We start from the raw sequence: 15,731 nt of genomic DNA, 5'->3' as shown, positions 1-15,731 counted from the left end.
AGATGTGTAGCGTATTTTGTTAACAGAAATGTATTATTGACCTTACCTGAAAATAATGAATAAAGGATAACTAAGAATTATCAACTAAAGGATTGAAGAAATATGAAATATTACGTAATAGCTGAGTTAAGAGAAAACCATACAAACTTACTAAAGCAGAGTAATATATATAATGATTATGTGAGTGAAAAAAGTATGATGCAGTTAGTAGATGCTATCAATAAAAATGGTTACAATTGTGAATTTTTTGGTGGCATGGATAAACTTCTTTCATTATGTAGGAATAACGATGAGATAGATAAAGAGGATTGTATAATAATAAATTATAACTATGGATTTCCAGCCCAATTCAAAAGAGGTCAAAGTCCGATATTTCTCGAAATGCTCGGTTTAAAGTATTCGGGTTCAGATCCCTTTGTATCATTATTAGTTAATGATAAGTCTTGTTGTAAAAAAATTTTAGAAAAACATTTAAATATTCCTAAAAGTATTGATATATATAATGTTAATGATACAGATGAATTAATGAACGCTGATATTAATTTGCCTGTTATTGTAAAGCCTAACTCTGAAGGGTCGTCACTTGGTATTGATGAACATTCGCTTTGCTTTTCATATGAAGATGCAAAAGCAAAATCTATTAGTCTTTTAAATCAATACAAACCTATTTTAGTAGAAGAATATATTCAAGGATACGAAATAACTGTATGGATTATTGGTAATAAGGGTAATTATGAACTTGTTCAACCGCTCATTATTAGCGCTAATGGTAATTATTATTTTGAGTCTAGAATATTTACTATTAATGATAAAGCTAATCATATTAGGAATTATTCATTGCCTCAGACTGTTTTACATACTGAAATAGTGAGTGAAATAAAAAATAAGTCAACTGAAATATTTGAAATATTAGGCATGCGTGATTATGGAAGAATAGATTTTAGAGTAAACAATAATAATATATATTTTATTGAAGCGAATGCATTACCTATATTTAGTCAAACATCAGAAATTGGACAAATTTCCAAATTGTGCAATATTAGTTATAACGAAATTTGCAAAAAGTTAATAGCCACAATAACAAATAGATTAATGTCCGAAACTAATTAACCAAGGAACAAATTTAATAGTTCTATGATATTCTGTGGTATGAATATAATCTACATTTTCAGTTGATATTATTTCTTTTTCTAATTTAAATGCATCGCATAAGTTATTGAATCTTAATATTTCACCTTCAAAAACATGTTTCTTTGATTCAAGTAAATATTTTATCCCCTCATCATAATCTTTCGTAATAAGGGAACTTGTAGCTAATGAAAACAATATTTTTCGATGCACTCTAAAATCTTTTATCTCATATTTTTGTGATTCATATTCATTATAAAATCTGGTTCTAATACTTTGTAAAGGTGCGATGTCTTTATATAAATAACTGTTAACAATAAGCAGACCCATTTTTGCTATATTAATTGCATAAAACGATTTCGCATATAATTGTGCTTGCGAATAAAAAGTCCTTGCTTTTTGGAGATACTTAGGGTTTTGGTCATTGTTAAATTTAAACATTTCGACAGTACCCATATCAAGTAAGGGATAGGCTGTTTCATGTCTATACACTCCTAATTTTGTTATTTCTTTAAAAACTGTTTCAAATGAAGGATTAAAGTCCAATTTATACTTTGATTTTAAATAAGAATTATTATATAAATCTAGCATGCATATATTGTGCATACATTTTATCTTTTCAATATCATTACCCAATTCACATGCAATACGATATCCTTTGATTGTGTATTGCATAGCTTCATCATAATTGAATATATTATTTGCGTTCCTATATAATTCAATTAATCCATTACATTTATTATCTATGTGTAGTTTAATGGTTCTTTTATACAATTCCCTTGCTTCAATTAATCCATCTTGGTTTTGTTGCGTCATCGCCATTATCTGCCGATTAATTGCACTCAATTTTTGATTTGTTGTTATTCCATTAATTTCTGAAGCAAATTTATACGTATCTGCAGTTTGAGGATGTAATAATAGATGTTGAATATCACCTTTTTTCATCAATAAATCATAATTAGAAAATTGGTTTTCTTTATCAACTTCGTTAATTACTTTAAGGGCGTTTTGATACCAACCAAACCTATAGAGCAACTTAGCTGTTGTAGAATTTTTAAGGTAATCAAACACTTGCTTTGTTGAATTTATTGTTTTGTTTATAATATCTGCCAATAATTCATCATCTTCTATGGATATTAATTCTAAGCGATATTTTTTAACAATTGAATACAAATCTGAACTTTTTATTTTTATAGCTATTTCAGTATAATCACGAGCAGATAAAGTAATTATATCATTCTTATGCATTGAATATAATTTCTTCTGTATATAAAAAATCATATTACTATCTACTAAGTTTATAAAATCTTGGCGTGAAAATGTAGTGGATATACGATAAAATGTTTCGTTGTTTTCGATATTAAATTCACAAAGTATCAAGTTTTTGCTAATTAAGTGTAGCATTTCCTTTTTTATTTCATCTGAAGGGTGTTCTAATATTGTTCCAATTTGTTTAGCCGTCAAAGAGATTGGACATATCGCAAGAGCAGACAATATAAACCTTTGAAGGTAAATTATTGAATTAAATATGCTTTTTTCGATTGTATCGCTTTCTTTAAGAATTACTTTTTCCCTTTCATCATCACTAGATAATGATTCAATTTTATTAAGTGCTAAATCTATAAGTTGAAATATTTTCAAAGAATTACCATCAAATTTATGGTAAAGAATTTTAGATAATCTTCTTGTATAAAAATCATTGTTGAAATAAATCTTATGGTTTAGTAATTGAAAATACGCTTCTTCATCGTCAAATTTATTAATACTTATTGGAGAAAACATATTGTTGAATGTACATTTTATATGATCACTTTTCCATATCGTATTAGTATCACATACAGCAATTATATGATTATTTTTTGACGTGAATTTTTCTGATAAAGATACAAACCACTCATAAAAAGACACATCACAATTAAATAAATTATCAATCACAATATAATTAACCTTTGATTTTAAAACAGAACCAACTGTTCTTGCAAAATAAGATATTTTTTCAGATAGTTCCTTTTTTATTATTCGTTCAATGCAATCACTTACTTCTTCATCGCTTAAATCATTTATAAATCCTGTTTCTGTTTTTACAAGTTCATTATATTTATTGGATATGTATATTTTTTTGTTGGCGAAATTTATAAGAATATCACGTGCAAAATTACTTATCTGTTTACAAAATTCACGCATATAATCTAATTCATATAAAGGCTCACAATATAAAACTAAAGAATCTGTAACTGCATTTTTTACGAAAGCTGTTTTACCTATATTCAGATCTCCTGATACAACTATCCATCCTTCACATGTAGATAGTTGATTTCTCAAATCTTGAGTTGCTTTATCTCTATCAAAGAACACTTTAATACCTCATTTTAATTTCTTTTTGATTTTATGATTTCCATTATAAATAGTGATGTTTCCCTTTTTTATAGGAGGAATATTCATTATTGTATAATCTAATGTAAGGGATATAACACCATCTGGTTTAATAGATAGTAGCTTTTCATTGCTTTCTGAAGTAAAATACTCTATAATATCTATTTTATTGTCTAATTCCTTAGAATCTAATGATGCTTTTAACACAAAAATAGTATTCCTGCTCACATTATGCAAACATAGTTTAATTCCAGAATCGGTTTTTGATATGACACTAATTTCCAACTTATTAACTTTATAATGTATGAAGGTAATAATTGCAGGTATCACTATAATAAAAGTATCAAATAAATTAATCATTGCATCAAAAACAGTCCAATCAAAGGTAGAACAATCCATTTTGCACCTCAAAACAATTAGTTGATAATTCTTAGTTATCCTGTATTTGAAACAGAAAACATAAACTAATTGATTATATAAACAAAAAGGAAAGTGTGAATAAAAATATGAAAGTATATATATTAGCACCTAACTCTACAACAAATGATGAAGAAAATATTAATAAAGTTATGGATTTTTTAAAAATCGTGGAGAAACAATTGGGTTGTTATGGAATAGAGTATTATCGTGTTCAAAAAATGAATTATAAAAAGTGTGTTTCAAAATTGGATAATGATTCAATTGTGGTAGCTTTTAATGGTTATCTAGATACTTATTATGATTTTTTAGAAGAAGCTTTAATTAAGAAATCCAAAATATTTCCTGTAGCCTTTGACAAAGAAAACAGAATACCTCCTTCAATTATTTCTAATAAGCAAAGTTTTGATGTTTATGAACAATTGAGAAGAAGAGATTTGTCGAACGATTATGTTGAGATTCCAGCCAATGTGTTTGCTCGTAAAATAATTTCTGAATGTATGCCTACAATTTGCAACGAGAATATAAATATTTTTCTAAGTCATAGACGGTTGGATGGAGAAGAAATTACGGCTTCTATTTGTGATACTTTAAATGTTTTGGCACCGGAGAAAGAATGTTTTCGAGATATAGTAAATGTTAATATTGGCGAAAATGCACAAGATGTTATTGATACTGCATTGGTATATAGCGATGTGCTTGTGTTTTTTCACACTGAACTTTCTGCAACTTCAGACTGGATACTTAAAGAGATATTATATGCACTAATTAACAATATTCCGATTCTTTGGGTTAAAATCGGTAATCCAAACATAAAAAGTCTAAAATATATGCCTTCCGAAAAACCACATCTTGAGTATTTAGAAGAAGATTTTAGTAATCAGGAAACACTTAATGAAATCGCAGATCAGATTTTGGATAAATCATATGAAATACTTTTATCTAAAAGTGATGATGTTTATGATGAAATGAACTGTATTACTGATTTATTGAATGATAAATTGGAACTAGTTAATGACACAAAAATGATTTATTCTTTATCGTTGCCGAGGAAAGGTTATAGCTATCCGCAAAGGACAATCAAGCAGTTTGTACAATTTTTTGGAAGAATACCGAAACAATCTGATGCGGACGAATTGAAAAGCATCTTAGCCCAATACTCATCCTCAGAGTTTGACTCAGCAGTAATGCTTTCAAAAAGAGTAATTACCCGTACTGAATATGACGACATACTATCCGATAATTTCGATGATTTTTATTATACCTATTTTAAATATCTAAAAGGTAATTCGGTAGATTCACCTTATGATATTGTTATTTCGGGAGCTTTCCCTGACAGCGATGAGATTTTTAAGCAAAATTTGACTTACTCTTTAATTTGTTTTGTGAAAGAGATACTTAAAGAAGGATTTAATTTGTGTTTTGGAGCACATCCGACGTTTCAGGAATTAATTTTTGATACTGCAAAAATTGTTACAGAAAATTATGTAGAAAAAGTTAAGATGTATATTTCTAATTATTTTGTATCACATAATAATATTTTAAATTTTAAGGATAGATGTACTCCTATAGAGATCGACAAAGTTGATAATAATCAGGTTTTAAGTCTTACAGAGTTAAGAAAAAAACTAATTGAAAGAGAAAATGTAAAAGCACTAATTTGTTTGGGCGGAAAAATAAAAGAAAATAGGAGTGAAGAAGGTATAAGAGAGGAAATCGCCATAGCAAAAAGTAAGGGAATACCGGTATTTTTGATCGGTTCTGTTGGCGGATGTTCATCAGAAATTGCAAAAGACTACTCTGAAAAAGGTAATTGGAGCGAAATAAATGATGCATCTGAGGAGTTAAATATCAGCCTGAAGAAAGGAATAGATTATAAGAAATCTGCCAGATTAGTCATTGATTATATTAAACAAATATCCAAGGAGGAATAAAAATGGGAAGAAAAATTTTTGTGTCATATAAATATGGCGATAATAATGTCGAAAATATTATAGGTATGGACGGCAAAGGAGGACTATGTACTGTTAGAAATTATGTTGACAAACTTGAAGATATTTTAGAAGATAAAACAGAACATATTTATAAGGGTGAATCTGATGGTGAGGATCTATCTCAGTTATCAGACGACATAATTTGGGAAAAGTTAAAGAATAGAATATACGATAGTACGCTTACAATTGTTATGTTATCAAAAGGAATGAGGGAAAAGTATAAAGCTGAAAAACATCAGTGGATTCCTCAGGAAATATCTTATTCACTTAAAGAAATTTCAAGGATTGATTCCAGTGGAAATTCAGTGACAAGCAAAACAAATGCATTAATAGCAGTAATTGTACCAGATATAAATGGTTCTTATGACTATTTTACATATCAAAAAGATTGTTGCACCAAAAAGTGTACTCATTATAATAACGACTCAGATAGGATTTTTACAATTATGAGTAAAAATATGTTTAATCAGAAAAGTCCTGATAAAGAGCAATGCGACAACAACAATTACATATATCATGGAGAATGCAATTATATGCTTTGTGTTAAATGGAATGATTTTGTTGATAATGTAGATAAATATATTGATAGAGCCTATTCAATTCAAGATAATCAGGATGAGTACGATATAGCCAAAGCAATATGATAGAAGTTATCACAATTAAAATAAATAATAATAATAGTTGAGGTGTTAGTAAAATGAGAATTTTTCAACAAGGTGAGTTTAGTGATTATTCAAATATAAGTTTAAATGAATCAAGAGCGGAAGTTTCTGAAATATTACATTATGCATCTGCAAAAACAACAGTTTTTATATCACATAAACATGATGAACTTGATGACCTTAAGGGTGTTATTGGCTTTTTGCAGAACAAATATAATGTAAAAGCTTATATTGATAGTCAGGATCCTTCAATGCCGAAAGTTACATCAGCTGAAACTGCAACACGTATAAAGGATAGAATTTCAAGATGTGATAAATTTATTCTATTGGCAACTAATGGAGCTATTGATTCAAAATGGTGTAATTGGGAACTTGGTTTTGGCGATGCAAAAAAATATAATAAGCATATTGCTTTGTTTCCAATGAAACCCGAAGGAACATATGATAGAAATTACAAAGGTAATGAGTACATGAGAATTTATCCGTACATTGTATATTATGATGGAACAGAGAAATATAATGGTGGAGCGCCTATCGCAAAAGGATATTATGTTAGAGAAGTTACAAAAAATGGAAATTTTATTACACCATTAAATGAATGGTTTATAAATAGGTAAATTCAATATAGATAGAGGTTGCAAATAAATGGCAAGAAGAGTGTTTTTTAGTTTTCATTACGATAATGACATTAATCGTTCAATGACTGTAAGAAACAGTTGGGTTATACAAGGAAAAGAGGCGGCTGGATTTATTGATAAGGCTGAGTTTGAACAGATAAAGAGACAAGGTGAATCGGCAATACATAGATGGATTGATCGCCAATTGGAAGGTACATCTGTAACAGTAGTACTAATTGGTAGCGAAACATTAAACAGACCCTTTGTACAACATGAAATTAGAAAAAGTATAAATAGGGGTAATGCTGTTATTGGTGTATATATTCATAACCTAAAAGATATGCGAACGAAAAAAACATCACAAGCAGGTAACGTACACACCGTAATAGGTTATAATAAAGATAATAATAGGCCTGTCTATTTTGATGAGATTTGTGATGGTGTTTATGATTATAAACTTGATGATGGATATTATAACTTAGGTTCATGGATAGAAAAAGCTGCAAAATTACACAACAAATAATGGTGAAATTATGGATAATAAATTAAAGCATTTAGAACTAATTCAGGGTGTTATTAATCGAATGGCGAGTAATTCTTTTAAACTCAAAGGTTGGGCAGTAACATTAGCATCAGGTATTTTTGCTTTGGCAAGTAAAGAATCAGATAAAATGTATTTTCTTATTACTTATGTACCGGTTATTGTTTTTTGGTTTTTAGATGCATATTATTTATGGCAAGAACGGCTATATAGAACTTTATATAATGATGTTCGTATGAAAGATGAAAACGATATAGACTTTTCATTAAATGTATCAAATTATGCAAATAATCCAGTGAAAAATACATTTTGTTCTAGTTTATTATCAAAAACAGAAATATGGTTTTACATACCGCTTGCGTTGATTTGCACTTGTGTTATTATAATCACTCATATTTAATGCCTTAGGAGAATGAAGTAAGAAAATGTCTGGCGTAACAAAACATATTTATGAACATGAAATTAGAGATATCTTGCAAATGTGGCAAAAACAGATAAAATCTTTATTACCTTTATTGCCGCAATATTACAAAGAAAGTGATATAATAGCATTACTAAAACATTATTATCCCCACGAATGGAATTCTGTTAAATATAAATATTCTTACTATCAGCAAAAGGATAAGTATTTAAAGAAACGCTTTGGGAAAATTCGCTATGGTATGAAGAAACCTGAGAGGTTGCTTCAAAGTGTTAGTTTGTATAAAAAAGTTACCTCTTTTGAATACAAGAAACACTATTCTGATTCTTTTTCGGAAGAAGATTTTTTAAAAGCAAAAGAAGCATTATGGAGTAAACGAAGACCAAGAATAGAACGAATAGATCAGAAAATAGAAAAAGCTTTAGCAAAAACTCAACAAATTACTCCTGCATATTTAGATCAACTGATAGGATTTTATGAACGAAAAAATACAAGTCAAAAGGACAGGTTATATATCCTTTTAGAACTAAAAAAATACTATAGTCCGAAAATTATTCGGTTTTTCTTTAAAATAAATGATACAGAACTCAATAAACAGTTACGCTGGGAGGCGTTCTATCATTTACAGAGTTTTAATTACCAGCCACGAGCAAGAAAACAAAAATATATGCAAGTACACACAAGAAATAAAAAAAGAAAAATATTCTTAAGAGATGTTTATCCAAATCAAACATATCATATACCTAAAAATCCTTATGAACTTGAATACTGTATAGAGAATTCAAAAGAACAAAAAATAAAAGAATATGATTTTTTTATTTCTCACAGTAGTAAAGATAGTTTTTCTGTACAAAAATTGATAGTGTATGAAAATCAACAGGGAAATAACGTATTTTGTGATTGGATAAGTGATGCAGATTATTTGAAACGTAATCTAATGTGTGATGCTACACTTAGAGTGATAGAAAAAAGATTACTTCAATCAAAAGCACTTATTTTTGTTGAATCAGAGAATTCAAAAAATTCTGTATGGTGTAAATATGAGTTGAATTATTTTTTGCAACTAGATAGACCGATGTTTGTTATTGATAAGAGATGTATTGAAAATTCTGAGTTTATTGTAGCGCCTTTAAAAACTGATTGGTTTGTTGCGCCTGACTATAAAAATATCTCGCTCAAGTTACACGCGTAATTTACTGACAAAATTGTGCCAAAAAGGAAAAAGATAAAAATGTTTTTTGATATTTGCGGAATTAATAAAATGTTTAATGTAATAATGGAAAATTATATTTCATTACTTGTCGGTCTGATTACAATATTTGGTATTGTTTTAGCTTCTTTTCAATTTCTTTGTGATCATCAAAAAAATGATCAACGAAGTAATTTTTATCTTGGGTATAATATCTTTGAATTAGAATTAAAGGATAATGTAACCATTCTTAGCTTAGTAAAGAGTAAGCTGTTTTTAGTTCTAATATTATTCGAAATAATTTCATTGCCTGCAATTCGTGTGATATATGTTACGCCAAAGATAGTAGTAAATACTATGATTATTATTGATATAATTGCAATTATGTTGTATTTTGGTGTCATGTTTTTATTGCTATTTCAAATAGCTAAATATGTTTTAGGTATGAATAAGACAAGAAATATGATTTCCATAAGAGTGGTTACAAAAGCTTATGAAAAGTTCCTCAAAGACAATAACTTTTTTATTCACAAGAAATTAATTCAAAAAATTTCCTTAATATTTCAAATAAATTGGCAAAAGTTATAGTTTTGGATGATAATAAAAATGAAGCAAAGCAAGAACAAATATATTATGATATGTTTGCTCTTGAAATATTGGAAAGGTATTATGATAGAAAGTTAGATTTAAACAAAGACAAATCGGCTATTATTAGTGATAAAGCTAAAAAGGTATTTAATAAGTGTTTTGAGGTTGACGCCTTACTGGTTATTGTAAAAAACTACTGTGAAAAAATTGACGAAAACAATATACATTCATTCACCAAATTAATTATAAATATTCTTCTTTTTGATTATTATTTATCAGATGATTTTTACTCGAATAGCTTAAAAAAGAGATATTGTGAAATTATTGATTGCCTATATCAAGATAATAATACAATGAGTAAAAAAGCAACGATTGAATACTTATTTGCATATATGAATAATTATGAAAATAAAACGGTTTCAATCTTCTGTCAAGATGAAATAAAAAGGTCGATTAGAAAATAACTATGTAGCTGTTTTGTTGGTACAGCAACTTTTGAAAATTTTGTTTCTATTTATAGTATTGTAAACAGCGATTGTAATTTGATGGGTTATTTATGCCTGAAAATTACTGAAAATATGATTTCTAATAATTCAGTTGATATTAAAAACTTGACAGAAATTTTTAATGTAAGTGATAGATTTTACATTTTTACTTATTTGATCATATACTACTCTGTTTACAGATTTAGAAGCGATTGGGAATACATAAACATAGATAACTTAAAATCACTTTTTTCTATTTATAGTTTAGATAAAGTAGATGTTGGATATGTTTCTGAAAGATTAATGCATTCGAATATATCGCACAGGATTGATGACAATGTTATTAGTCAACTTGTTTATTATCTTGAAAGTGGCTTAACAAGTAACTTGATATTGCAGATTAAAGATGATAAATATTTTGATTTATTTTACATAGTAGTTATTAAATGCTGCGTATTAGAACAAAGTGATTACTTGGGTGCATTTGAGTCTTCATTTACAATTGAAGAATTGTTATCGCTTCTTAATGAATTTTCAATTCATAGGGAAGTTGTATGCAATAAAAATTTAAGTATGTTTTTATATCAATTGAGAAAATTAATTATACCACAATTGTCAAAATATGAAATTCAATACCAAGTATTTAGGGCATTAAGAAAAATGATAATACTAGATTTCAATTTAAAAAAAGAGTACTTTAACTCGAAATCAATTTTTATAAACCCTGATGATTTTGCTAAGTATGTTTTGTTAAAGTTAGATGATGATACTGCTAAGTGGCCCGAGGTTGAGAATTGCATAAAACCTTCCTTTGTTAAGAGTAATATGACAAGTGAGGATTATGTTGAACACTTGTCTATGATTTCATCTGAATTAGGTATTCCAAAGACTTTACATCAAAAGGAAAAAATGAAAAATTATTTAAAAATACATTTTAATTAGTATTTTATATTTATTCTGCTATTTCCCTACACTCGCCAGAGCGCATGACTGTTAATCATGATGTCGCTGGTTCGAGCCCAGTTGGGGGAGCCATAACAGAGTAGTTTTTATAGCTGCTCTGTTTTTTTGTATCCTTTTTTACTCTTGCGTTTTTTCCTTATTTTTCAGAGTCACCTCCTAGTTAATTATAATTTTTTATTTAATAAAAAGCGTTTTTCACCTGTATCAGTATTTTCTAATGTTATAGGAACATTAGCAGGAATACAAAACGCCGGTCTGACTGCACCGACTCCACTTCCCGTGATAGTACTTATCCCTCCCATTCCAATACTGCCATCGTCCGCAACACCAATAATAGTATTTCCATCTCTTAATGCCGGAGTACGCAACAGCCAAGAACTTGATTCCAAATTATCAAATGTTGCTATTCTGTTCGAAGTTTTATCAAAAAACAAAAGTGGCTTTCCCTCTTTGATTGCCGCACGACTTAATGAGGAATTTACCTCGTTTGCTGAAAGTAAAAACACATTACGCTCTATAATCTCGGTTTCATTATCGTGTGTGTCTATTGCATTTTTTGTAGTTATTTCTATTTTACACGGAACTATTAATTGCTGTATATCTTGCGAAAGTTGGGAATAATATGTCTGATTAAGAAAAACATCAATATTACTATCGGCATAGTAAGAGGCATATTCTCTCGGAGTGTTGTAAACAACATATTCATCTAATAAAAACTCTCTCAAAATCAAGCAATAACCGTCATAATCAGAGGTAAGCACACAAAAAGGAATTAAATTTTCATTTTCTTTAAGATATATTCGATATCCATTTGAATTATTTTTATCATAGGCTATATCTCCTATGGTCAAAGATTGATTTTTTGACTCAGATAAATCACTTAAATTTTGATTTTCATCACTACAACCATAAAAAAATACAGATACAACAAAAACCAACGCCGTCAAAAACAAATATTTCAAATATTACACCTTCTTTTCAACCACAATAAAATTGTAAAATAAAGAAAAACTTATAAATTTATATCATATATTAGCAAATATTGCAATGTTAGTCAAGATATTTTTATTTATTTTTTCACGCTCTGCTCTGCGTTGTAAATAGATGTGACCCATTTTTAGTAAAAAAATAAGTCAAAGTATAGTACAATGATTTTTGGAAGCCTTTGAAGTGGAGCGTAGCGGAACGAAAAAGGCTTCCAAAAAATCGGCGGTCACTCCGACAGCTTCTCTGCGAGGAGCTGAACAGGGCTCTTTCTTCCGAGTGTCCGCATTGTTTTGTTGTTGCTCCAAATGAGGTGTTTTGCTAATTTTTCATTTAACTTGTCAACGCTTCTGGCTGTATTTGACAAGGAGATTGAATACTAAAGGGGCTGTCGCAAATGAGAAAAATTTGCAACAGCCCCTAATTTTTGATTGATCAAGTTTTAGTAAGAATGAAATTTTAAAAAAAGTTGAAAATATCTGGTTCATCACGATTTTTTGTGGGATGGAGAACAGACAGAAGAAATAGAAAGATAGCGAATTAAGGTAAAGAAGAAGTCGTCGTCACGGTAACCATAGCCGATTCGTTTAGCGACTTTTATCTTGTTGTTGAAGCCTTCGAGCTTGCCAGTGCTGATTGAGTAGATGGCATGGGCAGCTAATCCGGAGAGCCGTTTTTCTTTTTGAACTGCAAACCGTATCAATGCGGGAATCTCACTTTCTTTCGCCGCCTGAAACCATTTTGTCCATCCGATGACTGCTTGTTGCTAATCTGTCAGTTCATAAAGTCTGCACATTTCCTCTTTCATGGCATAACAAACAGCAAGGTCGTGATGATCTTGCAGAATAGGTTGTAATTTCTCGGTTTTACTGTCGGAGAGTTTATCAGAGTTAGTGAGTAATGACCAGCGCAGCTTCTTGAGTTGGCTGTATTCCTGCTTTTCCGCTTTAGCTTCTTGTTTAAGAGATTTCATAGTTTCCTTGTCGGTATCATCCGAGATATCGGCAAGAATTTCTTTTTCTTTGGCTTTATGCCTTCGAGCTTTATCCAGACGAACAGCGCCGAGAACATCTCTGCCAAATTGCGACTGCATATGAAACCGATCATATACAATCCGTGCTTTGGGCAAATCCTTTGTTACAAGTTTGTTGTAAGATGCGTTCATGTCCATCGCTACCGCGATGACTGCTGACAAGGAGTCGGAAGGCACATCTTCAAAGAACTTTTCAAAATCCTTCATCGCTCTGCCTTTTCCGACCCATAAGATATCTCCCTGCTCCAAATCCATCACGCAGGTTGCGTAACTATGTCCTTTATGGATTGCAAATTCATCAACAGCAAGTATCCTCGGCTTGTAGCCTTCCTCTCTTAACATTTTTTTCCTTTCCCAAATTGCCTCGTCCATAATCTCTCGCTGTACTTTGCGAATCGTGTCCCAGTGAATACCGGTCAATTCCTGTATTGCTTTGATGGACATTTTTTGCTGCAAAAAGCCCTTGATCCAGTTTGCAGCTCGGTATGCTATCCGTGTTCCGGGATATTTGAAAGGTATTTCCTCTGTAAATGTTTCGTGGCAACAGTTGCATTGATATCTATGGATAAAGAAGTTCCATATGTGTGTAGTACCTCTCCTTATTGGAATATCTTTGAGTTTGACTTGTCCGTTTTCATAAATATACACACTGCCTCCACAATAAGGGCACCGGACTGTCTGCGTTGACCTTAAGCTCTCCAGAAACAGTACGCTTTTATCTTTATTAGGGCTGATTCCTATATGTGTTCCTTGAAATCCTTTACTTTAAAATTCGACTTTGATGTCATCTAAAAAGAGCATAGGTTTCTCTCCTCCGTTGTTTGTCTTGTCAACTACAATTTTGGAGCTTCCTATGCTCTTTTTCAATATTTATTTTTGATTATCCCACATTTTTCCGTGATGAGGGAAATATTATCAGTTCTGTAAATAGTTTACGCAACTTAATAAAGCCGCAAAACAAAAATCTACCGACAGAGTATTCTCTGTCGGTAGGTATTGTTTTATTGAAATTTTAATTTATTATCATCATTACCCGGTAACAATACTTATGTTATCGGCTTTTTATAAACTAAATTTCGGACTCATCTCCAATTATGTATAATTTAGAAATCGTTAAAGTTTACATCGGAATTATCTCCTATACTATAGTATATCTAAATATAAACTTCCTCGTACATCGGTCTTATCTCCAATCTTTAGATTTTTATTAGATAAATTTTATCTGTACATTGGTACGACCACCATTAACAAAATTTTAAATTATATTAAGTTGTAATCATAATCTCGGATAAACCTGATTACCTTAGAATTGTGATTACTTTAAAGCTCATTTTTACGAATAATAACCTAACAACTACTTTCGCAGACAATCTATATAAAAAATATGAAGTTCTTTTTTGTATTCGTACGCTTTGAATGCAATTGTTTGATTGGTAGTAATCGGAAACCTTGTCTGATTTAAATTAATAATATGTTTAATAACATTGAAATTATCAGCTGCCCGACAAACAAACGAGATATTATAACCTTTTCTAATGTATCAGGTTATTGTTTGTTTGGGGGAAGGCTCCGCATGAAATCTCTGATATATCTTATGTAATGGACTTTTACTTTCATATTAGAAACCTCCTTTTGTTCCTTTTCTTTGTCTATATTATACAGAATAAATCAACTGTTGTCAATATAAATATTAAAAATATTTATATTTTTATTTTATCAAAATCTATTGAAGTGCATTTTGCATTGTGGTATAATTAAATAGTTGGGGTATTGCAAAATACTCCTTTTATTGACTTTTTTGTTGCTGTTGTGTATAATAATTACATATTAATATGATTTTCAACGGATAAGAGGTGTGGTATATGATTAAGAAGTATAATAAACTTGTGAGAGATAAAATTCCGAAGATCATTGAAGAAAACGGTCAGATGTGTGAAACCGAAATTCTTTCTGACGAAAGATACCTTGAAATGCTTGAATTAAAGCTTTCAGAGGAGTGTACAGAGTATCAGATTGATAAAAATACCGAGGCGCTTGCCGATATTCTTGAAGTTGTTTATGCCATTGCCAATGCAAGAGGTATGACAGACGGTGAACTTGACAGATTAAGACTTGCCAAGGCTAATAAAAACGGAAGATATAAAGATAAAATATTTATTAAAGAAGTTACTGAGTGGTAAACAAAAGCACGGTGCATTAAACGCATCGTGCTTATTTTTTTGTGGTTCTTTGTCAAAAGTTGGGGTAAATTATGGTTTAGCGGAGTGTCGGTCGGGCATTGAAATTTAGCTAACGCTAAATTATCCTCCCAAAAACAAAAAAAGTTTACTCAATTT

14 protein-coding genes and 1 pseudogene are annotated in these 15,731 nt (G+C 29.9%); 11 read left to right on the top strand and 4 right to left on the bottom strand.

Annotated features, from left to right (window positions below):
* Positions 1-102: 102 nt before the first annotated feature.
* Positions 103-1,110 carry an ATP-grasp domain-containing protein gene (locus tag I2E21_RS10735; protein WP_195411313.1) on the top strand — a complete coding sequence of 336 codons (1,008 nt, stop codon included), beginning with the start codon at positions 103-105 and terminating at the stop codon, positions 1,108-1,110.
* Here I2E21_RS10735 and I2E21_RS10730 read toward each other — a convergent pair.
* Positions 1,090-3,483, bottom strand: a complete 2,394-nt coding sequence (locus tag I2E21_RS10730) for a hypothetical protein (RefSeq protein WP_195411312.1) — start codon at positions 3,481-3,483, stop codon at positions 1,090-1,092. The two genes, I2E21_RS10735 and I2E21_RS10730, sit on opposite strands and share 21 nt — an antisense overlap.
* 9 nt (positions 3,484-3,492) lie before the next feature.
* A complete protein-coding gene (locus tag I2E21_RS10725) occupies positions 3,493-3,900 on the bottom strand; it encodes a hypothetical protein (protein WP_195411311.1) in 408 nt (135 codons plus the stop codon).
* Between the two features lie 107 nt (positions 3,901-4,007).
* Here I2E21_RS10725 and I2E21_RS10720 point away from each other — a divergent pair, with 107 nt between their 5' ends.
* The 9 genes from I2E21_RS10720 (at position 4,008) to I2E21_RS10680 (ending at position 11,357) form a co-directional block, all read left to right on the top strand.
* Positions 4,008-5,852 (top strand): hypothetical protein, encoded by a 1,845-nt coding sequence (locus I2E21_RS10720; protein ID WP_207735340.1) that lies wholly within the window; start codon positions 4,008-4,010, stop codon positions 5,850-5,852.
* A gap of 2 nt (positions 5,853-5,854) precedes the next feature.
* A complete protein-coding gene (locus I2E21_RS10715) occupies positions 5,855-6,556 on the top strand; it encodes a TIR domain-containing protein (RefSeq protein WP_195411309.1) in 702 nt (233 codons plus the stop codon).
* A gap of 53 nt (positions 6,557-6,609) precedes the next feature.
* Positions 6,610-7,191 (top strand): toll/interleukin-1 receptor domain-containing protein, encoded by a 582-nt coding sequence (locus I2E21_RS10710; RefSeq protein WP_195411308.1) that lies wholly within the window; start codon positions 6,610-6,612, stop codon positions 7,189-7,191.
* Between the two features lie 28 nt (positions 7,192-7,219).
* On the top strand, positions 7,220-7,714 hold the full coding sequence (locus tag I2E21_RS10705) for a TIR domain-containing protein (protein WP_195411307.1): 495 nt from the start codon (positions 7,220-7,222) through the stop codon (positions 7,712-7,714).
* A 10-nt stretch (positions 7,715-7,724) separates the two neighbouring features.
* A complete protein-coding gene (locus I2E21_RS10700) occupies positions 7,725-8,132 on the top strand; it encodes a hypothetical protein (RefSeq protein ID WP_195411306.1) in 408 nt (135 codons plus the stop codon).
* A gap of 25 nt (positions 8,133-8,157) precedes the next feature.
* Positions 8,158-9,345, top strand: a complete 1,188-nt coding sequence (locus tag I2E21_RS10695) for a toll/interleukin-1 receptor domain-containing protein (RefSeq protein WP_195411305.1) — start codon at positions 8,158-8,160, stop codon at positions 9,343-9,345.
* 39 nt (positions 9,346-9,384) lie between these two features.
* Entirely contained in the window at positions 9,385-9,930 is a 546-nt protein-coding gene (locus I2E21_RS10690) for a hypothetical protein (protein WP_195411304.1), read from the top strand.
* Positions 9,931-9,932: 2 nt separating this feature from the next.
* Positions 9,933-10,394 carry a hypothetical protein gene (locus I2E21_RS10685; protein ID WP_195411303.1) on the top strand — a complete coding sequence of 154 codons (462 nt, stop codon included), beginning with the start codon at positions 9,933-9,935 and terminating at the stop codon, positions 10,392-10,394.
* 78 nt (positions 10,395-10,472) lie between these two features.
* The gene (locus I2E21_RS10680) at positions 10,473-11,357 is read left to right on the top strand and encodes a hypothetical protein (protein ID WP_195411302.1); all 885 of its coding nucleotides are present in this window, start codon (positions 10,473-10,475) and stop codon (positions 11,355-11,357) included.
* 185 nt (positions 11,358-11,542) lie between these two features.
* Here the strand turns inward: I2E21_RS10680 and I2E21_RS10675 are convergent, their stop codons facing one another.
* Together I2E21_RS10675 and I2E21_RS10665 are read right to left on the bottom strand one after the other, a co-directional pair.
* Positions 11,543-12,340, bottom strand: a complete 798-nt coding sequence (locus I2E21_RS10675) for a DUF6273 domain-containing protein (protein WP_195411301.1) — start codon at positions 12,338-12,340, stop codon at positions 11,543-11,545.
* A gap of 509 nt (positions 12,341-12,849) precedes the next feature.
* Positions 12,850-14,097, bottom strand: a pseudogene (locus I2E21_RS10665) (ISL3 family transposase).
* Between the two features lie 1,160 nt (positions 14,098-15,257).
* Between I2E21_RS10665 and I2E21_RS10660 the strand changes: the two are divergent.
* Entirely contained in the window at positions 15,258-15,575 is a 318-nt protein-coding gene (locus I2E21_RS10660) for a nucleoside triphosphate pyrophosphohydrolase (protein WP_022233941.1), read from the top strand.
* Positions 15,576-15,731 lie beyond the last annotated feature (156 nt).

Source organism: Ruminococcus sp. BSD2780120874_150323_B10 (assembly GCF_015553695.1).
Classification (GTDB): Bacteria; Bacillota; Clostridia; order Oscillospirales; family Acutalibacteraceae; genus Ruminococcoides; species Ruminococcoides intestinale_A.
This window is presented reverse-complemented; position numbering and strand designations above follow the sequence as displayed.

Excerpts from the sequence above, each read along its gene's own strand:
- I2E21_RS10720 (WP_207735340.1), top strand. The coding sequence starts at position 4,008 with ATGAAAGTATATATATTAGCACCTAACTCTACAACAAATGATGAAGAA.
- I2E21_RS10700 (WP_195411306.1), top strand. The coding sequence starts at position 7,725 with ATGGATAATAAATTAAAGCATTTAGAACTAATTCAGGGTGTTATTAAT.
- I2E21_RS10705 (WP_195411307.1), top strand. The coding sequence starts at position 7,220 with ATGGCAAGAAGAGTGTTTTTTAGTTTTCATTACGATAATGACATTAAT.
- I2E21_RS10695 (WP_195411305.1), top strand. The coding sequence starts at position 8,158 with ATGTCTGGCGTAACAAAACATATTTATGAACATGAAATTAGAGATATC.
- I2E21_RS10690 (WP_195411304.1), top strand. The coding sequence starts at position 9,385 with ATGTTTTTTGATATTTGCGGAATTAATAAAATGTTTAATGTAATAATG.
- I2E21_RS10710 (WP_195411308.1), top strand. The coding sequence starts at position 6,610 with ATGAGAATTTTTCAACAAGGTGAGTTTAGTGATTATTCAAATATAAGT.
- I2E21_RS10725 (WP_195411311.1), bottom strand. The coding sequence starts at position 3,900 with ATGGATTGTTCTACCTTTGATTGGACTGTTTTTGATGCAATGATTAAT.
- I2E21_RS10660 (WP_022233941.1), top strand. The coding sequence starts at position 15,258 with ATGATTAAGAAGTATAATAAACTTGTGAGAGATAAAATTCCGAAGATC.
- I2E21_RS10735 (WP_195411313.1), top strand. The coding sequence starts at position 103 with ATGAAATATTACGTAATAGCTGAGTTAAGAGAAAACCATACAAACTTA.
- I2E21_RS10715 (WP_195411309.1), top strand. The coding sequence starts at position 5,855 with ATGGGAAGAAAAATTTTTGTGTCATATAAATATGGCGATAATAATGTC.